At 45.7% G+C, this 23,005-nt stretch carries 17 protein-coding genes; 8 read left to right on the plus strand and 9 right to left on the minus strand.

Annotated features, from left to right (window positions below):
• Positions 1–208 precede the first annotated feature (208 nt).
• Complete coding sequence (locus tag ACJJI8_RS21260) at positions 209–1,144, plus strand: hypothetical protein (protein ID WP_444933670.1); 936 nt, start codon at positions 209–211, stop codon at positions 1,142–1,144.
• A gap of 43 nt (positions 1,145–1,187) precedes the next feature.
• On the opposite strand, the gene ACJJI8_RS21265 is transcribed toward ACJJI8_RS21260, so the two are convergent.
• The gene (locus ACJJI8_RS21265; RefSeq protein ID WP_413662547.1) at positions 1,188–1,637 is read right to left on the minus strand and encodes a DUF1289 domain-containing protein; all 450 of its coding nucleotides are present in this window, start codon (positions 1,635–1,637) and stop codon (positions 1,188–1,190) included.
• A 304-nt stretch (positions 1,638–1,941) separates the two neighbouring features.
• Between ACJJI8_RS21265 and acnB the strand changes: the two genes are divergently transcribed.
• Positions 1,942–4,557: a bifunctional aconitate hydratase 2/2-methylisocitrate dehydratase gene (gene acnB / locus ACJJI8_RS21270; RefSeq protein WP_444907834.1), complete on the plus strand. Its 2,616-nt coding sequence runs from the start codon at positions 1,942–1,944 to the stop codon at positions 4,555–4,557.
• A gap of 419 nt (positions 4,558–4,976) precedes the next feature.
• The gene (locus ACJJI8_RS21275; RefSeq protein ID WP_444933671.1) at positions 4,977–6,968 is read left to right on the plus strand and encodes an alginate lyase family protein; all 1,992 of its coding nucleotides are present in this window, start codon (positions 4,977–4,979) and stop codon (positions 6,966–6,968) included.
• 21 nt (positions 6,969–6,989) lie between these two features.
• Here the strand turns inward: ACJJI8_RS21275 and ACJJI8_RS21280 are convergent, their stop codons facing one another.
• Both ACJJI8_RS21280 and ACJJI8_RS21285 read right to left on the minus strand, forming a co-directional pair.
• Positions 6,990–8,369, minus strand: a complete 1,380-nt coding sequence (locus ACJJI8_RS21280) for an MFS transporter (protein WP_444933672.1) — start codon at positions 8,367–8,369, stop codon at positions 6,990–6,992.
• 40 nt (positions 8,370–8,409) lie between these two features.
• Positions 8,410–9,798 carry an MFS transporter gene (locus ACJJI8_RS21285; protein ID WP_444933673.1) on the minus strand — a complete coding sequence of 463 codons (1,389 nt, stop codon included), beginning with the start codon at positions 9,796–9,798 and terminating at the stop codon, positions 8,410–8,412.
• 199 nt (positions 9,799–9,997) lie between these two features.
• Between ACJJI8_RS21285 and ACJJI8_RS21290 the strand changes: the two genes are divergently transcribed.
• From ACJJI8_RS21290 to ACJJI8_RS21300, 3 genes are all read left to right on the plus strand, one after another.
• Positions 9,998–10,468 (plus strand): hypothetical protein, encoded by a 471-nt coding sequence (locus ACJJI8_RS21290; RefSeq protein ID WP_444933674.1) that lies wholly within the window; start codon positions 9,998–10,000, stop codon positions 10,466–10,468.
• 197 nt (positions 10,469–10,665) lie between these two features.
• On the plus strand, positions 10,666–11,889 hold the full coding sequence (locus ACJJI8_RS21295) for a hypothetical protein (protein WP_444933675.1): 1,224 nt from the start codon (positions 10,666–10,668) through the stop codon (positions 11,887–11,889).
• Positions 11,890–12,239: 350 nt separating this feature from the next.
• Entirely contained in the window at positions 12,240–13,463 is a 1,224-nt protein-coding gene (locus tag ACJJI8_RS21300; RefSeq protein ID WP_444933676.1) for a hypothetical protein, read from the plus strand.
• A 500-nt stretch (positions 13,464–13,963) separates the two neighbouring features.
• Here the strand turns inward: ACJJI8_RS21300 and ACJJI8_RS21305 are convergent, their stop codons facing one another.
• Positions 13,964–15,457, minus strand: coding sequence for a sulfatase-like hydrolase/transferase (locus tag ACJJI8_RS21305; RefSeq protein WP_444933677.1), 1,494 nt, complete (start codon positions 15,455–15,457; stop codon positions 13,964–13,966).
• Between the two features lie 537 nt (positions 15,458–15,994).
• Positions 15,995–17,368, minus strand: a complete 1,374-nt coding sequence (locus ACJJI8_RS21310; RefSeq protein WP_444933678.1) for an MFS transporter — start codon at positions 17,366–17,368, stop codon at positions 15,995–15,997.
• Positions 17,369–17,707: 339 nt separating this feature from the next.
• Between ACJJI8_RS21310 and ACJJI8_RS21315 the strand changes: the two genes are divergently transcribed.
• A complete protein-coding gene (locus ACJJI8_RS21315; protein ID WP_444933679.1) occupies positions 17,708–18,049 on the plus strand; it encodes a hypothetical protein in 342 nt (113 codons plus the stop codon).
• Between the two features lie 944 nt (positions 18,050–18,993).
• Here the strand turns inward: ACJJI8_RS21315 and ACJJI8_RS21320 are convergent.
• Both ACJJI8_RS21320 and ACJJI8_RS21325 read right to left on the minus strand, forming a co-directional pair.
• Positions 18,994–19,137, minus strand: a complete 144-nt coding sequence (locus tag ACJJI8_RS21320; RefSeq protein WP_444935187.1) for a DUF5992 family protein — start codon at positions 19,135–19,137, stop codon at positions 18,994–18,996.
• Positions 19,130–19,333, minus strand: coding sequence for a DUF5992 family protein (locus ACJJI8_RS21325; RefSeq protein WP_444933680.1), 204 nt, complete (start codon positions 19,331–19,333; stop codon positions 19,130–19,132). The genes ACJJI8_RS21320 and ACJJI8_RS21325 overlap by 8 nt, the downstream gene beginning before the upstream one ends.
• Positions 19,334–19,721: 388 nt before the next feature.
• On the opposite strand from ACJJI8_RS21325, the gene ACJJI8_RS21330 reads away from it, so the two are divergent.
• Positions 19,722–20,057: a hypothetical protein gene (locus ACJJI8_RS21330; protein WP_444933681.1), complete on the plus strand. Its 336-nt coding sequence runs from the start codon at positions 19,722–19,724 to the stop codon at positions 20,055–20,057.
• Between the two features lie 997 nt (positions 20,058–21,054).
• Here the strand turns inward: ACJJI8_RS21330 and ACJJI8_RS21335 are convergent.
• Together ACJJI8_RS21335 and ACJJI8_RS21340 are read right to left on the minus strand one after the other, a co-directional pair.
• Positions 21,055–21,666, minus strand: coding sequence for a hypothetical protein (locus ACJJI8_RS21335; protein WP_444933682.1), 612 nt, complete (start codon positions 21,664–21,666; stop codon positions 21,055–21,057).
• Positions 21,644–22,999, minus strand: coding sequence for a polymorphic toxin-type HINT domain-containing protein (locus tag ACJJI8_RS21340; protein ID WP_444933683.1), 1,356 nt, complete (start codon positions 22,997–22,999; stop codon positions 21,644–21,646). Before ACJJI8_RS21340 ends, ACJJI8_RS21335 begins: the two co-directional genes overlap by 23 nt.
• Positions 23,000–23,005 lie beyond the last annotated feature (6 nt).

A 23,005-nucleotide genomic window follows, 5' to 3' on the forward strand; every position in this document is an offset into this window, starting at 1 on the left:
CTTAACCGGAGCAAAATAACTTGGCGCGGGATTATAGCGGCCCCAAGCCACAAACGCCCACTTTTAAACCTCTAACGGGCACTACTTCACCGACTGACAGAGCCTGGCAGCAATTACCCAAGAAGGTCCCTAATGATAAATACACTCAACTTGATAACGATTTATTAAGTGCATTAATATAAAAATCACTTTTTATCCGGCATATCTGATGAATGACTACAGAACCCAGGCAAAAGCTATCCCACCGCTACTGGAAAACGTCCATGGCGCCGCCCAAGCCCTGAGAGAATCCCTGGAGTTGCTGCAAAATGCCGAGAAACCCTGGCAGCACTATCTACTTCAGCCCCCTTTCGCACAGGATGCCGCACTCAGTCTCAATCAGAGCTTTGAACGCCCCTATTCACTGTCAGGCGCTCTCTACTCGCAACTCGACTATCTGGAGCCCGTTAGCGCCGGAGGAGATGCCCGCGCTACTTTACAAGTACCAGGTTTATTGGCGGTACCGACCAAAACCCTTGAGCTTGCCCAACAACTCAATAGCCACAAAGAGATCTTTGCCAAGGCTATTGCCGAACTTCGCAGCGCCCTAGCGGAGCGGCCAGTAGCTGAGCAGGATCGCACTGTGCGGGAAACCCTTGCGGATGCTAGGTACCCCCGCGCACATCTACGCCAATGCTACCGGCTAGTGTTGATGTGCCCGAAGCGGCCGGATGCCATCACCCTTTCATGGATCAAGGCGCGTAAATCCATTCGCAAGGTCACGGTGAAATGGTGTGAAAAGAAGTTGGTGCAGCTCGACCCTCAAGGGTCCGATCCCGGTATCCAATATCAGCGCCAGCTACTCGCCGGGCTACACAAAAGCCAGCAGGAGGATTTACGCCAAGTGCAGGTACAGAGTCGCCCTAATCTCCAGGTAGCGGAAATCTTCTATGGGCACGAGCTAGGTGAGGAAGAGGAATATCATCAGGTCGGCTATTCCTCCATGCCGATTCTGGTAGAGGCCAACGAAGCCGGGCAGCTGCCTGAATTCACCCGAGTTGACCACCAACCGAGCTTGAGTCGGCGGCGCCAGCGGCGGGATCTGGCAATCGCCAGTGAGCCCTTTCTACCGGCGCTCAGAGTATTTTTGCGCCAGCAGCGCTAAACCCAGGCTCTCAAATGGAGCTGCCATCAACTTTTGAACCGTCCTAGGTAATACCAGGCGCCACATAGCGCTGGTAATAGGCGACAGACAGTGCGTAAAAATCCTCATCAATAAGGCGGCGAATTTCCACCAGTGGGACGCCGCGCGCCTGTGCAGTGAGTTGCAACCCAAAAGCCTTGAGGTCTGATATTTGGCTGGCCCCTGCCCTCAACAGTTCGAACACCCAACAGTAGGGATTTTGACTTTCATCAAAACGGACCCGCTGGTGATGAAGCTGCTCCAATAGCAGCTCGCGATCCACGATCTCCAACTGGCTGCGCACCGCATTCACCAAATACCCCTCTCGGCGCTCGGCAATTACCCGGCGCTGTTCTTCACTGTAGGCATTCCAATCAATAACCTCATGTGCAAAGCGCTTGCAGCCACGACAAACATCATCGCCAATTCCTGTGGAGCAAACACCGATACAGGGCGTGCGAACCTTCTTGTACATTAACTATCCGACCAACCTATTTATGCCGCCCGCGCGGCCTTCAAATTGCGCGTAGCCTATTTTGTTTCCGCCGCCAAGAAAAGGGGGGAAGTACCAGCTGCCAAACTACTAAAATTCACCTAGCAAATAGTCATAATTCACTTAAATTATTGATTTTTCGATAAACTTAACAGCAGTAGGGCTTTCCTGTAGTATTCGCCCCCCGCCATCAGCGGCCTCGAAAAAAAAATCCCGGCTGACAGTTAATAGACCGGGAATTCCACCCGCTGTAGGTGCCACCCCACACACCAAGAGGGACTTATCAGTGCTTGAAGCCTATCGCAAACACGTCGCCGAGCGCGCCGAACAAGGCATTCCGCCAAAGCCATTGGACGCCGAGCAAGTCGCCGGCCTGGTTGAATTGCTGAAAAATCCGCCAAAAGGCGAAGAACAGGAACTGGTTGACCTGCTCACCCAACGCGTTCCGCCGGGCGTTGACGAAGCCGCTTATGTTAAAGCAGGTTTCCTGTCCGCCATTATCAAAGGTGAAGCAGAATCCCCGCTGATCGATCGCAAACACGCTGTAGAACTGCTGGGCCAAATGCTGGGCGGTTACAACATCTCCACCCTGGTCGAGCTGCTGGACGACAAAGATCTGGCCGAACTGGCTGCCGAGCAGCTGAAAGGCACCCTGCTGATGTTTGACGCCTTCCACGATGTGGAAGAGAAAGCCAAAGCCGGCAACGAATTCGCCAAAGCGGTAATGCAATCCTGGGCAGACGCCGAGTGGTTCACCAAGCGCAACAAAGTACCCGAGAGCATCAAAGTTGCCGTATTCAAGGTAACTGGCGAAACCAACACCGACGACCTGTCTCCGGCACCGGATGCCTGGTCTCGTCCGGACATTCCCCTGCACGCGCTGGCCATGTACAAAATGAAGCGCGACGGCCTGGAGCCAGAAGAAGCAGGCGTTACCGGTCCGCTAAAGCAGATCGAAGAAGTTAAAGCCAAAGGCCTTCCCGTTGCTTTCGTTGGCGACGTAGTAGGTACCGGTTCTTCCCGTAAGTCCGCCACCAACTCCGTGCTGTGGTACTTCGGTGAAGAAATGCCTGGCGTGCCCAACAAGAAAGGTGGCGGTATTTGTATCGGCGGTAAAGTTGCCCCGATCTTCTACAACACCATGGAAGATGCCGGCGCACTGGTATTCGAAGCCCCCGTTGACGAACTGGGCATGGGCGACGTTATCGAGATCCGCCCTTACGACGGCAAGATCCTGGCCGAAGACGGCAAAGTCCTGTCTGAATTCCAACTGAAGTCCGACGTACTGCTGGACGAAGTTCAGGCTGGCGGTCGTATCAACCTAATCATCGGTCGCGGCCTGACCGGCAAAGCCCGTGAAGCCCTGGGCCTGGCGCCTTCCGAGCTGTTCCGCAAGCCTGAGCAACCTGCCGACACCGGCAAGGGTTACACTCTGGCCCAGAAGATGGTTGGTAAAGCCTGTGGCGTTGAAGGTATCCGTCCGGGCACCTACTGCGAGCCGAAAATGACCACTGTGGGCTCCCAGGACACCACTGGCCCCATGACCCGTGACGAACTGAAAGACCTGGCCTGCCTCGGCTTCTCCGCCGACCTGGTAATGCAGTCTTTCTGTCACACTGCGGCCTATCCGAAGCCCGTTGATATCAGCACCCAGCACACCCTGCCGGACTTCATCATGAACCGTGGCGGTGTTTCCCTGCGCCCGGCTGACGGCATCATCCACAGTTGGCTGAACCGCATGCTGCTACCGGACACCGTAGGTACCGGTGGTGACTCCCACACCCGCTTCCCCATGGGTATCTCCTTCCCGGCAGGTTCCGGTCTGGTAGCTTTCGCCGCCGCTACCGGTGTTATGCCGCTGGATATGCCTGAGTCCGTACTGGTGCGCTTCAAGGGCAAAATGCAGCCCGGCATCACCCTGCGCGACCTGGTGCACTCCATACCTCTCTACGCTATCAAGCAGGGCCTGCTGACCGTTGAGAAGAAAGGCAAGAAGAACATCTTCTCCGGCCGCATCCTCGAGATCGAAGGCCTGGAAGACCTGACTGTAGAGCAGGCATTCGAGCTGTCCGACGCCTCCGCCGAGCGCTCCGCTGCTGGCTGTACCATCAAGCTGTCCGAAGACACCATGTCTGAGTACCTGCGCTCCAACGTAACCCTGTTGCGCTGGATGATCGCTGAAGGTTACGGCTCCAAGCGTACCCTGGAGCGCCGCGCGCGCGCCATGGAAGAGTGGCTGGCCAACCCGAAACTGATGGAAGCGGACGCCGACGCTGAGTACCTGGAAGTAATCGAGATCGACCTGGCCGAGATCAAAGAGCCGATCGTATGTGCTCCTAACGATCCGGACGACGCTCGCCTGCTGTCCGACGTTGCTGGCGACAAGGTAGACGAAGTGTTTATCGGCTCCTGTATGACCAACATCGGTCACTTCCGCGCTGCCGGTAAACTGCTGCAAGAACACAAAGGTGGCATCTCCACTCGTATGTGGATTTCCCCGCCCACCAAGATGGACGAGCACCAGTTGATGGAAGAGGGTTACTACAACATCTACGGTTCTGCCGGTGCCCGCACCGAGATGCCCGGATGTTCCCTGTGTATGGGTAACCAGGCACGTGTGGCACCGAACGCCACCGTACTGTCCACCTCTACCCGTAACTTCCCCAACCGTCTGGGCGATGGTGCCAACGTGTACCTGACCTCCGCTGAGCTGGCTTCTGTAGGCGCCATCCTGGGTAAACTGCCGACTCCGGCTGAGTACCAGGAATACGCACAGAACCTGGACTCCATGTCCAGCGAGATCTACCGCTACCTGAACTTCGATCAGATTGAAGACTTCCAGAAGTCTGCCGAAGAAGGCAAGCGCATCGCCGCGACTGAGATCCAGGAAGTGAATGTCTAATTGACAACCTGATCCAAACGAAAAGCCCCGCTAACTAGCGGGGCTTTTTTTTGCCTATAGGAAAGATCTCAGCTTGCCCTGCACAAAAAAATAACTTTTAAGCTGGCGCACTTTACGTCTACATGGCTCGACACCAAGCTCTAGAATCTAGCCGACTATAATTAACTCCGAATCACGAGAAAAAATTTGATTGCCGGCTTTCCGTCAGCAATCAATGAGCACTCACTAGATTTCTCTATATCTAACTATAAGAATACGCTTCCATGCCAACGCCCGTAAAACAGCTAGCCTCCGAACAGGAAACAACATCACTCCGTGAGCACACTTTTTGGCTAAGGTGGCGAGATCGCTGTATATTTTTTTCTCAAAAGCTAAAAAGAAAAACCCTAAAATATGCCAGGCGCCTAGCCAATATTATTATGCGAAGGTATCGCCACTTTCCCAATTTCCACTATCCGAGCAGTCGTTCCCCCTACCCCAAAACTACGCCAGTCAAATCTCATAAAGCCACAACGAATAGAACCCAGACCTTTATTCTCTACAGAGTCATCGGCAACGACTTAGCTCCCCGGCATAGTGTGGGACAGTCCCGCAAGAATCTCGAATTTATTTTGAAGCATGAGCCTGAACTCGACAACTGCGAAAAAGTATTTATCCTCAATCGAATAGTCGACCCTAATGAAGAAGCAGCCATCATTAAACTGCTCGACGACCATCAACAAACCTTCATCAGAATCCCCTTTAGTTGGGACGACTATCGAAAAATAGAGTGGAATATTCTCGATCACCCCATCAGCTATGCCCCCTATAAATTAAAAGGGCTACGATTACGCCAGGACTTAGCGGTTCAGGCAGAGCTGAGCCTTTACCGCTATAAAAACAATTATGTAATGAACAATAATGGGGCCAGAAATCTCGCCCTTCAGGACGGTAAATCAAAAGCCGACTGGATTTTACCTTGGGATGGCAATTGCTTTGTAACCCCAAAAGCCTGGCGAGCAATAAAGCAACAGGTACTTCACAACAACGCTTACCCCTACCATGTTATTCCAATGACAAGACTGCTGGATAACCAATCCATTCTATGTGAGAACTTCAAACCAACTCCCACTGAAGAGCCACAAATAGTATTTCGATCTGATAGTACAGAGGTATTTGATAGCCGCTACTGCTATGGCAGGCGACCCAAGGTTGAACTTTTATGGCGGCTAGGCGTATCGGGAAAATGGGATGAGTGGGCGATTTTCCCATGGGATCTCCCCTGCCCGGATTACTCGGAAGCCGCAGGTCACTATACTCAAGGAGCCTGGGTAGCCAGACTATTTTCTGGAAAGCCGCACCTGGAGCGGACAGATCAGCAGTCCAGCCGGGATCGAGGCACAACTCGCTCTGAAGCTATCCTTGCCATGCTGGATCAACTCGATGATTCCAGCTTCTCCGCCGACACAAGTACCCCTGGCAGCAAGTTGACCACTGCAAACAGGTGCGACCTTTCCTATCTAATGCTATTAAGAGAGGCCACGCAAAGATCGGTAAAAGCAAAACAGAGGGCATGGCCCAGTTCGATTAACAGCCTGCTTCAGGATTTGACCATTGTCGCCCTTGCGCAATCCCGCTGCTCGAAGCCACAATTCATTCAATTTATCGACAATAGCCTCATCAAGCTATTCCCCGACAAAAATGAAACGAAATACAGTAAACAATTACAATCTGTAAATCCCAACCTACTGGCCCACACCCTTTCTACTTTAAGAGAACTTAAACAAGAACAGCAGATTCGCCTGATAGGAGTTGAGCGATTAGACTACCATCTGGAGCAATACCTTAGCTGGTTGATAGATAGTCATCGCGGGCAATCAATGCGTCCAAAACTTGGGCATCTTGGCACACAGTATGATTTACAAGTTGTAGCTTTAGCGCTATATCTCAATCAAATACAAACTGCCAGAAAAACTCTTAGGGACTCCCGCTTCCGAATATTAGAGCAGTTTGATCACTCAGATAACCAAGTATCGAAAACCAAGAGTAAAAATAGTGTTCATTATGAATGCCTCAATTTTCAATCATGGATTTATCTTGCCAGTCTCGCAGAAACAATTGATGAAAATCTCTGGAACTTCACAGCAAGAAATGGGGCTGGCATCCAGCAGGGAATAGATAATTTTACACAAGCATTCGAAAACAACAAGGGCGCCAAGTATTTCGATCGGCAGAGACTGATCCCAATAGCCTATGCCTACAGACAACATTATGGAGAGCTAAAAATAGAACTTAATGCCATACCAATCAGCCAATGCAAACCTGTTTTCCCAATCGAAACGGGAATTTCCCCATTTTGGAACCTCGGCAAAGAAGCACAAACTTTACCTTCAAAGGCTGCCGATCAATTAACAACTGAAGTGGAAAGATAGATAATGGATAGATTATCAAAGTCAAACTTCAGGCTTTTTATCCCCGACAAATAAAATGCAAATAATAAAAGCAAACAAGGCGAGATAGGCATTTACAGTAAATGCATATTCAATACCCGATGGCATATCAGTGGCCATCGCCACTATCGTAGTATTCAACCCTAATCCTACGGCACCACCCGCTATTTGAAACATAAAAATGATTGCACCCGCTAAACTTGCCCTACTGCTATCAACAACCGTTATAGCTACAGTTGTAATGGTGGAATTGAACAAACCAATACCAGCACCCAATATCACAAGCCCGGGAACTAAAGACATATATTGAGTATCTTTGTGGATATGAGATAGAAGATACATTCCCAGCGTCATCAATAAAGTAGCTGCCGATACTATCTTCTTTGCTCCAATCACATCATATAGTTTCCCTGCCAAAAAGCCGAAAACGCTAAAGGAGAGCATCATAGGGATCAGCCCCATCCCCGCCTTCATTGCTGAGGTGTCACGAACATTGGTTAGGAACTGTGGAATAAAAAACAGTCCAGCAAAGAAAAGCGCTGAAATCAATAACGTGGCAACAGAGGCGAAGACAAACCGTTTATTCCCAGCCACATCCGGTGGAATCAACGCCTGTGCCCCAACTCGTTTCTCAACGACACTAAACAAGCAAATAAGTAAGAAAAAGGCGGCGATAAGGCCGAGGACCAATGGGCTTTTGAAACCGACATCAACAACAAGATCGAACGCCAGTAACAAGGCAAATAGAGCCATCGACAGCGAAGCGATCCCGGCATAGTCAATACGCTCATCACAAGCTTCTGGAGAGTCATCAGGAATCACTCTCCAACAAACATATAAAGCAATTGCCGATACCGGCAGGTTAATAAAGAAAATCCATCTCCAACTGGCATAATCTGCCAGCGCGCCACCCAGTAGAGGACCGACCGAATTAGCGATACCGCAAACAGTGATCACCAATCCACCTGCTAACCCAGCTCGCCGTTCAGTCATCAGGCCATAAGTCATGCCGAGGATAGAGGGCCACATCATCGCTCCCCCACCCCCCATCAGCGCCCTGGATATCAACAACATTCCCATATCGACTGCAAGCCCACCTAAAAGCGAGAACGCCATAAATACCAGGGTTCCAATAAAGAACACCTTCCTCCTGCCATACATATCGGCAAGGCGACCACCAGAAATGATCAGTACCCCAAAAACCAGAGCATAACCATTAATGACCCACTGCGTCGTTGTAAGGTCTGAATGAAATTCATGCTCCATTACCGGCAGTGCTGGAGAGAATGCCGTAAAGTCATTGGCGACAAGAAAAATCGCCAGAGACAGCGCCAGCAGGCCTAGATAAAGGCCTTTATCAACCGCTGGTTTTTGACTATCCATGCCTGGATTCTCAAGTTATGTCCTGAGGAAAGAATGGCTTTCACTGGCTACATCTTTCTTTTGAAAGTCCAGAAAAGAAAACCAAGGAAATCAGGAACCCAAGTAGCGCCAGATAAGCATCAACCACAAAGGCCCGCTCAATCCCAACAGCGATGTTGGGAGCCATAGCCAGTAAAGTCGCATTAACTCCCAACCCAAGGGCCCCGCCCACAAATTTAAACATATAGATAATCGACCCTGCCAAACTGGAATCACTGGGCTCAACTACGCTAATTGCCGCTGTAACAATCGTAGGGCTATATATGCCAATACTGCTGCCCACTATCAAAAGCCCGGGAAGGAAGCGAATATAAGATGCCTGGGGCTCAACAGCCGACAGTAGAAACAGCCCTACACACATACCCAAAGCACCAGCACAAATCAAAATCTTAGCGCCCAGCCGCTCGTATAATGCGCCAGAAATATAGGCTACAACACCAGAGCTGACCATTAATGGTAGCAACGCCAACCCTGCCCCAAAGGCAGAATAGCCCTTTACCTTGATAAATAGCTGCGGGATATAAACCAGGGTCGCAAAAAATGCGATAGCAACAAAGAACATACTGAGTCCAGCGGCGATAAAGCCTCTGTTCTTTATCAATTCACCTGGAATTAGCGCGTTATTAGGATCAACAGTTTCAACAACAGCAAAAAATATCATGAGAAATATGGACAGTACCAATAGGCCCCACACATAGAAGTGGGACAAGCCATACTGAACCACCAGATCCATAGCAAGGAGGAAGCTAAATAAATACCCACAGAGGGTAATAACACCCCAATAGTCAATTTTCTTATTGCTTCTCTGCGTACTAGCTGGAGGATATTTGCTCCAACACAGAAGAATAACCAGCAAAGCAATGGGAATATTAATAAATAATATCCAGCGCCAGCTGGCAAAATCAGCCAACAGACCACCAATCACTGGACCACTGGCATTGGCCAACCCCGTTGTAGTGAGAATCAATCCTCCGGCCAGCCCGGCCTTATCCCTGGGCAAGAGGGAGAAAACCATACCCAGGATGGCAACCCAGGCCAAGGCTCCCCCCAAACCCATCCATGCACGGGCGAATAATAGCGTTCCTATATTCCCCGCAAATCCACCTACAAAGGAAGATGCAGTAAAGATATAGATGCCGGTAATAAACATTCGCCGACGACCATAGATATCAGCCATCCTGCCCGTAGACACAATCAAAACACCATACACCAGGGTATAGGCGTTAACGACCCAGTGAATGGTGGTGATATCGACATTGAATGTCTTTTGAATTGCCGGGAGTGCCGGCGAAAATGCCGTATAATCATTGGCAAGAAGAAATGCCGCCAGTAGCAGGGCAAAGAGCCCCCAGTAGTGAGTGGGAGTTAAAGAGCTTTCATTGGATGCCATCGATTAAATCTACAGGTACTTTATATCCAGTATGGTGTATTTGTTCCAACACCCACCCCAGCAAAGCCTCAATTCGTAATCAAAAATCAATATAATTCGAGCCACTATCACATTTACATGACAACAGCTAATGATTACCATTAATTAAGCTACATTCCACTTGAAAAAACAGATTTAAACGAGCTTCATCAATAAGTACATGCCTACAAATTATTACAAAGCGCCTAAGGCCAACCTGGAAAGTAAAACCACTCCTTCGCCCCAAACTATATCCTTCCTTATTGCCCTTAAAGCTACTGCGCTAACCTGTGTCGTATTGCCAACTATTATTGCGGTTTTTTCCTTGCCTGGCGCTTCCGGGATTCAGATTCTTAATGGCACAGTCCCCATGCTGACATTCCATCTGATGACTACTCTGGTATCCTTAATCGCCACCCTAACCTACGGGAAGCTTATTGAGTACTTCCTGTTAAAGATGCAGAGATACAACCGAATTTCTATGATGTTGGGTGGTGCTCTTCCAAGCATTCTCTTTTGCTGTGCAGGAATAACAACAACAGAATCAGGCTTCTTCGGTCTCGCATTTATTATCGCTTTATACTCAATTCCCATTGCCTTTTTATGCCATTATTTTGTTGAAAAATCTGGCAAAGATGTAAAGAGCGCTTAAAGGAACCTGCCTCTTCCCCCCTTCCTAAGACGAAGAATTAAGAGCCTCCGATCACCTTTGGGAATTTCTTCTCAGAATATTGATAGTTAATTCCCAAGGAAAACACTCTGCCCATAATCAAAAATCGGAGGGTCATCCTATAACGTCATCCAATATCATTTTAACGATAGTGCTTTGGATGTCAGTGGTAGCTTTGGGTGAAAATAATTCAAGTAATTACCCAGGGATTTGAGAGCCGTCTTTGCCTAACCAGCTATTCAGCAGAGTCCCAAATCGACAAACAGGCAGTAATCCGCTTGATAGAACTTAATATGTTGATTTGTAAGGAAATAGATATGAAAACTTACGCCTCCATTGCTGCGGCAGTCGCTATAGCCATCAGTGGGCACGCTGCCGCCAATACTACCATTGTCAATCAAAATGGCGTCGGGAATTCAGCCCTGTCCAACCAGGTTGACCCATCCACGTCAGGTAACTTTGCGATATTCACACAAATCGGTGACAACAACTCATCGACCACATCTCAGGCAGTCAACACTACGAATAGTGTTATTAACAGCACTCAACTTGGCGACAACAACACTGTTTCATCGATTGATCAAAGCGACGCTACTACATCAACTGTTACCGTACTGCAAAATGGCCAAACTAATTTGTTTAATGCGCTTCAAATTAGCACTACTTCAAGCACTTCAACAACGACACAAACTGGCACCTCCAATCAATATACCACCGTACAAACTAACTCATCTTTGGATAACACCGTAATCACCCAGAATGGTGACTCCAACATGGGTTCCATGGTTCAGTCATCCTCCTCTGGGAATGGGCTTTTTATTACCCAGCTTGGAACAACTAATACCGCAGGAGCAGCTCAATCAACTGAGACTTCCGGCACCATCACGGTACTTCAAGATGGCACATCAAATATGTCGGGAAGTACACAATCTCTCGGAACAGGGAATACTCAAAGTACAACCCAGGTGGGAACGAGTAACACCTCATTAGTTCTTCAATTTACCAGTGTCGGAGATTCTGCTGAATTAATACAGGAAGGTGATTCAAACGATGCAGATATTGAACAAGATTTAGGCGCGGGCAATAGTCTCTACGCTGAACAACTAGGCACCACCAATACGGTCATGACCTTTCAAACTGGTGCGGGTAACGATGGTGAAATTCTCCAGGATGGATTAAGTAACTCAGCAGATCTATCACAGGATGGCGACTTGCTCGTAGCCTATATAGAACAAATCCAGACTTCGAATACTGCAACAATTACCCAAACATCAACCAACAATAATGCCAGTACTATGCAGATGGGTTTCGCCAACACCCATGACACCACCCAGGCAACAAGTGGAAACTCAGCAACTGCTACCCAGCTAGGTACCAGTAATACAGGTACCATCTTGCAGTAATTTATCGGCCGGCTCCTGTGAGACTCAAGCTGGAGCCGGCCAAACCTGATGATATAGTGATATTTACTTTGCTATAGTAAATCTTTCAACAATTAAAGCCCCCAGGTTTTTCCCCGCCCCTATTTTAAATGCATAAAAGAAATGACTAACGTCATTAGTCACTTCTTTTTTATGCAAGACAAGTTGCAATATAGGCCTGCAACTATCTCTTTAGGGATTTCTTCTCAGTAGATTGATAGTTATTTCCCAAGGAAAACACTCTGCCCATAATCAAAAATCGGAGGGTCATCCTATAACGTCATCCAATATCATTTTAACGATAGTGCTTTGGATGTCAGTGGTAGCTTTAGGTGAAAATAATTCAAGTAATTACCCAGGGATTTGAGAGCCGTCTTTGCCTAACCAGCTATTCAGCAGAGTCACAAATCGACAAACAGGCAGTAATCCGCTTGATAGAACTTAATATGTTGATTTGCAAGGAAATAGATATGAATACTTATGCCTCCATTGCTGCGGCAGTCGCTATAGCCTTCACTGGGCACGCTGCCGCCAATACCACCATTGTCATTCAAAACGGTAATGGAAATACAGCAACATCTACCCAGAATGATCCATCAACATCTGGTAACTTTGCAATATTTACTCAAACTGGCGACAACAACTCATCCACCACCGCTCAGACAATCAACTCTACAAACAGTATTATCAATAGCACACAAATAGGTGGCAACAACACCGTTTCATCAATTAGTCAATTTGACACCACCACTTCAGCCATTAATGTACTGCAAAATGGCCAAACCAATCTCTTTTTTGCCATGCAAAGCAATACGATGACAAGCACATCAATAAGCACACAAAATGGTACATCTAATGAAATGGTAATTACACAATTTGAATCCAACTTAGATAATATGGTTGTTACCCAGACAGGAGATTCAAATATAGGCGTGCTCGGACAAGACCAAACATCTAATACTTCCCAAATCTTAAATCAGCAGGGAATCTCAAACGTAGTCGGAGGCATTCTAGCTAACGAGACGTCTAGTATTGGCATAATATTCCAAGATGGAACCTCGAATATTGCAGACTCTATTTTTGAAAATGGTTCGGGGAATTATCAAAGTACCATACAGCTAGGCCTTAGTAATACATCATTCACTAAGCAATCCTCTGCATTTAACAACACTTTTAATCTGCTACAGGATGGTGACTCTAATGATGCCCATGTTGTCCAGGAGTATGGCTCCGACACCTCCATTGAGGTCATACAGCTTGGCACAACTAACATGGTAATGACGGACCAGACTGGATCAACTAATGAGGCAGGACTTGAACAAGATGGCCTCAGTAACACCGCAGACCTCTCTCAAGATGGAGGCCTACTTGCAGCCTTTATGGAGCAGGTTGGAGATTCTAATGGAGCTACGATTACCCAAACCTCTACGATGAATACCGCTAGCACCATGCAAATGGGCACGACAAACACCCATGACACTACCCAGGCAACAAGTGGAAATTCAGCAACTGCAATCCAAGTGGGAACCAGCAACGTAGGTACCATCTTGCAATAGTCCACTAGCCGGCCTCATGAGACTGTCACCCTATGCCGGCCAACTTGGCCTTTGGCTTTCCGTAGAATTCTTCTCAGTATTTTACGCCGTCTGCGAACCTATCCACTTGTTTACAAGAACTATGGGGCTGCCCTGCAATATAGTGTCCTTAATGCCAACCATGGCTCACCATCTTCAAGTTTATTATCCGTCAATTTGTCACCAGGCTAAGAATTCACACAAATGAATGCACTTATAGAGTTAAGGAGCCTCTGAATAATTCCGTGATACCTCTGGTTTGCAGAGCGGTTCACAATCAAGGCGCGACTTCGCAGGAATGTCTAGACCTTTCAAGAAGTTTCAACGCGGAGTGTGAATCGCTCTGCAAGCCCCGTAGGGCAGGCCCTGAAGGCTACAGCCATTCGCGGCGAGCTGCGCCTAACATCTGCAGCCTTCAAGGCCCGCAGAGATATTACGGAATTATTCAGAGGCTCCTTAAAGCTACATTTAAGAATTCAACCCTAGGGCCATGGATACTTCCCAGTACCCTCCTTCTCAAACTGCCCTAACTTTTCTTTCGCTTGAGGCAAAAGATCATAGATTGGCGGGTTGTTGGATATAAAGCCGATCTTGAATTGTGGGGGATACTTAATGAGTTCTTTCATGTAGTCCCCTGCTGTTGTCATCGCCGGCACAAGCATCGGCAAATGACGCACACCGATACTGACATCTTCCTGAGGATTGGAATAAAGGTTAAATAATATTGCCCCACCACTCTCGACAAAGATAGGGCCACTAAACCCGCCCCAGTTACCTCTCTGTACAACACCATTCTCGATTTCTGCAGTCCATACATATTTGAATTCATCAATACGCATGGCAGAAAAATACTGATTCATCGTATAGGGCCGACTACGGCGTGCAGACTGGCCATTATCCGCCAACAGCATTCCCGTTTGATCGATACCATCGATATATCGATTTTCACTAACAAAACTTGCCAGCTCCCTACCGGGCTTGCCCGCTATTGAAATGGCCGTGTTAAAGAGATCGGCCAGGTCAAACAACCCTTCAGTACGGCGAGGCTTTATCATCCCCTTCCAATAGGCAAATGTCGGCACTCTTACTCCACACCCCCAGCTCGTACCTTTACAACCCCGGAAAGGGGTTCGGCCATAAGGAGGAACCTCGCACTCGGGGCCATTATCTGAGGTGAAGAAAATCAGGGTGTTATCCAGCTGGCTTGTCTCCTGCAAAGCACTAAATAGCTGTGCAAGTACATAATCCATATGCACCATACAGTCGCTATATACTGTACGAGCTCGCGATTTCCCTGCCCATTTATCAGATGGATAGTTGTCAAAGTGGGAACCTCGGGGGGCGTGATACAAAAAGAATGGCTTTTCAGAGCTTTTCATTTGCCTAATGAAATTTACACTGTAATCCATCCACTGGTCATCGAGCACCTTGATAGTGTCCAGGTCAATCAGATGGAGATCTTCACACCGCTCCGTGTCCTGCGGCGTGCAATGAACCTCACTATGACTAAATGGCTCCTTCTGCATCATGGCAAAGCACTCTGGAGACAGCGCCACTTCTGGATTGAAATAAACGTCCCTCCATTCCGTATACATATCTGATACACCGAGAGACCCTCGGTAATCGTCATAACCAACATTCTGCGGTAGTGAGCCCTTATTCTCTCCCATATGCCATTTACCGGCCCCCTGGGTCACGTAGCCTAACTTTTTGAGTACCGCCGGAATAGTTACCGCTCCGTCCAAGCCACCAGCCTCACCGTACATAGGGGGGCGTAGGATTCCATGGTGTAGCGGATTTTGGCCGGTATGAATCGTAGCCCGTGTTGGCGAGCATGAAGGTGTTGAATAGGCAAAGGTTAAGATAAGCCCCTCATTCGCCAACTTATCCATGGTGGGTGTGGCATTGCCGACAGCAATTCCTCCTCCGTTAAAACCAACATCCATCCAGCCCACATCATCGAGTAGAAATATCATTATGTTAGGTTTCTTGCCAAACCTTTCTTCCAGAAGTGTCAGCTTCTTTCTAGCTTGCTTTTCTCCCTGCGGATGCTGGATTACCGGATACATATTGTCAGCCAGCTTTACAGGCTTTAAATGCAGAAATTGATCCGGATGGCTGTATCCTGGTGCAGAAGTTGGCCCCGTGGTGCTTCCCCGCAGGTTTTCTGCCTGGACAGTAAAACTTGATATGACAAAGATTGAAGCAAAGTAAGCAATAGAGAGTTTTCTGCGAAAGAAACACAGCCAAGACAGCTACATATCCGACATCCCGTTGACGTAAGTATTGACTTGTGGCCGCTAAAACCACAATGCCGCAGAATCCACCAAAGTTAAATTGCCAATAGCCTATACGAATTAAAATAGAGATAGCTTTCCCTAATGTTCATTTAAGAATAGCTCTGAGTGCTGGCCATATACTTTACAAAAATATTTGAAAGATGTAAGAAAACGAATACGCCTGTGAAAGACAATAAAAAGCTAGATTACCAGGAGTGAATAGATAACCCTTTATTACCTTCCCTTCTTCTCTTGGAAGAAGAGGAGTGAAATCAAGAAACCTATCAGAACAATAAACCCATCTACCAGTAGTGCTCGGTTTACACCGGTAGCAATATCCGGCGCTGATGCCAATATGGCTGAATTGATCCCCAAACCCACAGCGCCACCTAAAAAACGGAACATATAGACAACAGCGCCAGACAAACTGGATTTACTGGCCTCTACGGAAGTTATTGCGGCAGTCACAGCGGCAGGACTAAATATACCTAATCCAATGCCAATCAATAACATGCCCGGTACAAAGACCAGATAGACGATATGATTACCGTGAACTGAGAGCATAAAAAGCCCCAGACTCATCGCTAAAGCACCTGAGCAGAGCAGCAACTTTGGGCCAAACCGTTCATGAATTGCTCCAGATACAAAGGCAAAAATGCCAGAAGAGACCATAGCCGGCAACAAAGCCAATCCGGCCTGAAATGCAGAATAATGATGCACGCTAATAAAAAGCAAAGGGATATAGACAAGGGTTGTAAAGAAGGCGATAGCGACAAAAAACACACTAACTCCTGATGCCATAAACACACGATTTTTCACCAAGTTCTCTGGAATAAGAGCATCATCTGCCATTCTAGCTTCAACAAAAGCAAAAGTTATCGCAGCCAATAAAGATATTGCCAGAAGACAGAAAACCAAGAGTCGAGAAATACCGGTCTGAGTCATTAAGTCAAGAGCCAACAAAAACAGGAAAAGGGATACGGAGAGAGTTAACACGCCCAAGTAATCAATTCGTTCGTCTTTTTTTTCAAACTGCTCTGACGGGTACTTCAATACGTAAAAAACGACCACAAAGATAGCAATGGGGATATTTATAAATAAAATCCAGCGCCAGCTCAAAAAATCTGACAACACTCCTCCAATAACAGGCCCGCAAGCAGTAGCCACACCTAATGCAGCCAAAACAAAGCCCCCAACAAATCCTGCGCGATCAGATGGCAACAGTGTGTAAGCCATCCCCAGCATTGCCGACCAGGCTAATGCACCTCCCAACCCCATCAATACCCTGGCGATTAACAGCACCCCTACCTCACTCGCGAACCCTCCCAATAGCGATGAGCAAGAAAATATACCAACACCAATTAAGAAAACAGTTTCACGCCCATAGATATCCGCCAAACGCCCACTGGTCACAATAATGACTCCATAGGCCAAGGCATAGGCATTCACTACCCAGTGCACAAATGAGATGCGGACAGAAAAGTCTTTGGCGATAGCGGGGAGAGCTGGTGAAAAGGCGGTGAAATCGCTGGCGATAAGGAATACTGATAGGAAAAGGACAAACATGCCCCAATATTGATTTCTAGCAATACTTTTTATATTTGCCATTTTGGGCGTACAAGCTCTCTAGGCTGCTATAATTTAGCAGTCTAGCTCATGTTGCGAAGTTATTACTTATCTATAAAATCACTCATATGAATTATAAAGAAAACCATCAACAATAACTTTATTTAAGTCAGTATCTATTTCTCAAATGATCATCCCCGAATAAATATATTTTAGCGCTCTACAGGCATACTTAACCATTACCAACCTACCCCTACAACTCCAATTAGCAGCTTCACCTCCATAACTTTCTTATTGTTGCTATACACAGCAACAACTTGCTAAATCATCTTAAGCAAAGTTAAAATAGATGATCAGCATGAACTACATCTAAAGCATATAATGAAATTTTTGAAATTAGTAGCTTTTGGATTACTTTTTACATCAAACTTAGCCTTTGGCGAAGAAGACTTAAACACATCCTCAATTAAACATATTGTATTTTATTCAACCGCATCATCTCGAGATGGTGAAGTTGTTATTCAATTAGAAAAGGAAACTGAAAACTGCCAGCAGTACTGGATAAGTGCAAAAGATAGCTTAGGCTATCGAAACACCATTTCTTCAGCACTATCTGCATATCACGCTCAATCAGAAGTATTAATAGGTGCCAATCCAAGTAACCTATGGACTGGCAGTGGTGTTTACGACACCTGTGAAATTATTCATTTTCGAGTACTTTAATTAAACTCTCTCAATTCGAGCCTAAACCGTCTTTAAAAAGGCGGTTACATCGGGAGATTATCTCTAAAAACATACCATCTATCTTCATAGCAGCTACGCCCCAGGAAAACTACAACCGATAATTTAACATTTTATATACCTCATAGCCTTTAGACTTATACTGGCACGGTTTATTAAACATCCTTCAGTTAAGCAGGCGCTCTTGATATGCCTCCCCCCTAAAGCCTCCTAGGATAATAGATTTCTCACTAGCTGTACCAATTCGAAAACCTGAGTAGACTTTGATTCTATTTTCATTCAATAACGTATTCACGCTGCAACCTCAACTATGCGGTCCAAAGAGCTACCGCCAATCGCCCCCAATCGTTGTGCAGATCCAATATAATTCTAACTCTAATCAATCCAAACTTCGAAAGCCGTTTTAAAGGATTGGAGGACTGGTAGCGGCCAAACAAACCTGTATCCACCTCAATAAATGTTAGATTACCAATATCAACGACTGTTAGTGATTCCTTTCTAAGCTCCTAACAATTATTACCGCATACCAAAAAATTCGAATATAAATATAACCTTTTACCAGATCTTTGCATCTAATCAATGGCAGTCCTTATGATTTTTAATATTGCTTTATTTTCTCTATAGGCACTAGGAACTAGATATTGATAGCTCTAATACTTGATAGCCCCCCCATCCACGCCGATCTCTCATTTCAGCCAGTATTAGAAACAACAATTTCAGCCCCTAAACCTTCCCCAAGACTGGAGCACAAAACTAGAAAGGAAAATTTATTTAAGCAGGCATCATAAACTCTGATACCTGCAGCTAATTCATAAAGTCTTAGCAAAACTCAAAAGAATCTAAAAACTAAGAATCCTATTTTCAAATACATATAAATCAATATCCTACTAATAATTAGAGGAGCATGACAACAACATTAAATATATTTAATAAACATCAATTGAAACACCTGAAAAACAATCAGTATCATCCTTGTAACTCCAAATACCGACTTTCTTGCCAGAAACTAAAGCCGTTGTTGCCAGGGTAAAGCTCCTCTGAAATACTCCTTCAGTCCCTGCATTAACAATGCTGGAATTTTATCTTACCAGAGCAATTATCTGTATTTGATGAATACCACACCCAAAAAGCATCTGCATTCTGCGAAGTGGATGATACTTTTGTCACTATAGCATCCTGAGTAAGATATCCCTCACCAGCATAAGCGTTTATCGAAAGAAGCATGAATAATAAAACCAAAGATCTTTTCACATCAATCCTCTGCATATTGAAAGTTTATTTAAAGGTAGTTGAACTTTATCTTAACAACATATATACCTTACGTCACCGTGGAAATACCTAAAGCTAGCAAACCCACCATCATAATTGAGAGGAAGAGAAAGCTAGCCATATATTTTATTATTAAAACTAATTGCTGAGCAGTATCCACGGTTACAATTTTTAAGCCCTGCCTTTCATAAACAAGTATCACAAAACCCCCTCTAGAGAAGATACCAGCAGCACTGCCAAGACCTATTTAATCAAGAGTCAATTATCTATTGGCGGTAATTTCTAGAGATTGCACCCTAACAAATCCCTGTAGCGTCCAATAAAGTTCCAGTATAATTAAACATACAAATCATTTAAATAGAACTTATGTACCAAGGAGCAACCAGTGAAAAAGATTTCGGCCTTCATTCTTACAGCATTAATTTCTGAGTCCTGCCTGGCAACTGGATTCCACTACTGTACTGGCGAAATAACTCGCATAGTTACCAGATCTACAGGTGAAGGAACTCAAGTAAGCATAGAAGGCATGAACGGAAGTGCCAAGATAGGTTATGGCGGCGATTCATTTTCAAAAATGCATGATAGGCAATTTAGTATGCTGCTGTCAGCCCAGATGGCAGGAAAGGAAGTAAAACTGGAATTTGAGGATAACAGCATGAGCTGTGAAGATGACCACAATCATGTACTTATTCGATTTGTAAATATTGACTCACAAGATTAGCTAGATTTACCTCAATCCATATGTAAATGCCTTTTTTAATTCCTCCCAGACGGGAGGAATTTCAATTTGAAACAAATCAAAAGCTATCGTAGAGCTCAATCCTCAACTATAAAATTGCAGGTGAGGTAGTTCAGCCTCTATTTTTCAAGAGACATACTAACTTCAAAAGCTCTAGAGGTATTTGAGTCGATAACTTGTCCGGGTAGCTACAGTCTCAAGCAAGCAGCCCAAAAATCTCCTTCCATTTATCGACGGTGAGCGTTTGAATACTCCGAAAGGGCTACCTTTTCAACTGGATCACTATCTGGAGCTGGTAGACTGGAGCGGGAGGCATCTAGACCCAAGAAAGCGCGTAGCCATTGCTGAAAATACTCCTCCCATACTTAAACGGATGGGTATTTCACCTAAACACTGGCTCTATCTCAACCAAAATTTTGAAAGTCGCTTTAAAGGTTTGGTAGGGTCTGCTGAGGCCTTAAGAAGCGCTTGTCGGCAGCTCGATAAACGCTGGGTACACGGTATAAGCGATTGTCGGCGCTACCTTTCTGCTACACCTTGCTAACTCCCTCAATACTTTTTCTCAAAGCCACAGTTTTTCTAAGCCCAAGCATAAACCTTTAACATTTCCCCTCACTTTAACTATAAAGCAGAAAGAAATAGCCGTTGGAACTAGCGCCAATACTGCTAGCGTCTTTTTCTAATCTATGGATGTCCTAGTTTGTTTTATTCTCCTTATTCTAACCTATGGGTGTCCTAGATTGTTATTCCTTTCCCACCAAATTAGATGAGATAATTGTCAAAGCTAATGCCATTAACGATAATGCTATCTATCGCCATTTTGTGGGTGTCCAGAACTGCCGTTCAGGAGTTTTCGATTGTTCAAGCTAAATTTAAGGGTGAGACGCCATACTCCATTGAGGCGCATAACAAAAAATTTATTTTACTTTGACTCAAACAATAGCCCCACGAGAGCGGGGCTATTACTTGTTAGAACAGCCTAGATGCGCCTAGAACCATCAACAAATAACCGAGCATCTTGATTACTTATAGTCAAATATCCTTGCTTCAGCACAAGGCTTAAAAATTTGTTTTCCTTATCACTTAGCGCCTTTGAAAAATAGCCTTCTTGGGGATCCCACAGCGGCCCATAACGAAAAAGCTCTAAAATAAAATCTCTCAGAATATCTCTTATAAACGAATCAGAGTCTTCATAAGCACTTTCGAGAAGATCGAGACAAGTACTAGCATTGTTCGTAGTTAGCAACTCTCTCCAATCAGATAAATGTGTTCCTGCATAGCTAGATCCAAAATTACATATCAAACAAATTCCAGCTTTCACAAGCATAACAGCATCTACATCCAGTGCCACAGTTATAGATTCTTCATTATCGATAAGGTTTTTTCGTTCAAGAAGACATTCATACAAATAATCAGTAATTACCTCATCTGCACTGTCAACATCTTCAGAAAAATTGCCTTTACGAAACCATTTACGCTCATTTTCTGATTTCAAAGCAGCAGAGTTAAAACCCTCGATAGATCCAGGATAAACCCACCTAAATGGGCCATCAGCATCAATTATTTTTTCACAATCCTTTAAGTGCATCACTAAGGTCGTCTATATGATGATTAATAGTATTAAGCAATAATGATCTTTCAGAATCGCTCATCGAATGTGAACGATCTACTCGCTTACGAATTTTCTTGAGCTTACCTAAAATATTACGTCCTTTTTGAATATGATCGGAATCACCAACCAGTTCCCCTGTTCGCTTTGTATGTCTAATTGCTCCAGCTACGCCGCCTGGAATTTTTAAATTAACATTCACTCTTTTTGAATACATCAATTCGGCAACAAGATTATCAACTGCACTAAACTGCTTTTTGAATGCTCCCGATGCTCCCTTGGCAACATCAAAATCACAAGTATTATGAACCCAAACATCCGTCTTACCAACAAAATATGTATGGTCAGTATCTACGGTAAAATTATAGGCATACTGCGGTGAGTCATTAATAGCTATACCAACAACTTTAATCGCGCTTTCAGGAGAGGATCCCGCAAAGACGGTATCAATCCCGATTTCACCTGCCGGCAACCATCCCTGTCCAGCGATATAGAAGGGATGTTCCGCGGTAGTAGTAATCGTTTCCTGAATACCATTCTCATCAACAACTGTGAATGTAATGGTTTCCTGGTGCCAATCCTTAAAGGTATCAGTAACTTCCCGCCAGCTTAGCTCACCGGTAATATCATTTTTGGAAAGAACAATATCGCCTACCTGAACTTCAATGATGGCTTTATAGCCATCCTGGGTCAGGATCAGTGTTTCTGGTGTAAAGCTACAGCCGCCGCCCTTCTTGTAAAGCTTTGCTACTCGATTGAATTTCTGCAAAGTTTTGGCCGGGTTTAACATTCCAACCGCTGCTTCCCCTACAGCCCCGGTCAGGTTAAGAGAGCCAGTCTCTGCATAGTTCAGCGCTGCAGTCAGGGCTACATCTGCGGCAAACTTAACCGCAAAATTTAAGAATTCCCCATCCGGATCATTATATTTATAGGGGTTATTATTCGCATAGGCGTAGCGGTTCATTCCCTGAATAGGGTTTCCTCGCTCTAGATGCCCCAGATACCCCACCGGGTCCATAGAGTAAAAGCGGCCAATTAGTGGATCGTAATAACGGGCCTGCATATAGACAAGCCCCGTATTGGCATCCTCCGCATGACCTGTATAGCCTCGGTGATTCAGACTTTGCTTATCACCTCTTTTCTTACCATAGGGTTCATAGGATTCGGTCCAGAGAAGCTCGCCATCTTTATCAGAAGCCGCCACTGGGGAACCCAGCATATCATTATGATAAAAGGTCAGCGTTTCCTCTGCACCAGCAAGGGCGGAGAGTATAATGGCCCCAAGAAAGAGAATTGATGCTGTTAGATTTCTCATATCTCC

The organism is Microbulbifer maximicatervae (SeqCode), assembly GCF_052467695.1.

Bases quoted from the DNA above. Each gene is read 5' to 3' on its own strand.
- ACJJI8_RS21285 (WP_444933673.1), bottom strand. From the start codon at position 9,798: ATGGCATCCAATGAAAGCTCTTTAACTCCCACTCACTACTGGGGGCTC.
- ACJJI8_RS21260 (WP_444933670.1), top strand. From the start codon at position 209: ATGAATGACTACAGAACCCAGGCAAAAGCTATCCCACCGCTACTGGAA.
- ACJJI8_RS21305 (WP_444933677.1), bottom strand. From the start codon at position 15,457: ATGATATTTCTACTCGATGATGTGGGCTGGATGGATGTTGGTTTTAAC.
- ACJJI8_RS21265 (WP_413662547.1), bottom strand. From the start codon at position 1,637: ATGTACAAGAAGGTTCGCACGCCCTGTATCGGTGTTTGCTCCACAGGA.
- ACJJI8_RS21340 (WP_444933683.1), bottom strand. From the start codon at position 22,999: ATGAGAAATCTAACAGCATCAATTCTCTTTCTTGGGGCCATTATACTC.
- ACJJI8_RS21315 (WP_444933679.1), top strand. From the start codon at position 17,708: ATGAAATTTTTGAAATTAGTAGCTTTTGGATTACTTTTTACATCAAAC.
- ACJJI8_RS21275 (WP_444933671.1), top strand. From the start codon at position 4,977: ATGCGAAGGTATCGCCACTTTCCCAATTTCCACTATCCGAGCAGTCGT.
- ACJJI8_RS21290 (WP_444933674.1), top strand. From the start codon at position 9,998: ATGCCTACAAATTATTACAAAGCGCCTAAGGCCAACCTGGAAAGTAAA.
- ACJJI8_RS21310 (WP_444933678.1), bottom strand. From the start codon at position 17,368: ATGGCAAATATAAAAAGTATTGCTAGAAATCAATATTGGGGCATGTTT.
- ACJJI8_RS21325 (WP_444933680.1), bottom strand. From the start codon at position 19,333: ATGCAGAGGATTGATGTGAAAAGATCTTTGGTTTTATTATTCATGCTT.
- ACJJI8_RS21280 (WP_444933672.1), bottom strand. From the start codon at position 8,369: ATGGATAGTCAAAAACCAGCGGTTGATAAAGGCCTTTATCTAGGCCTG.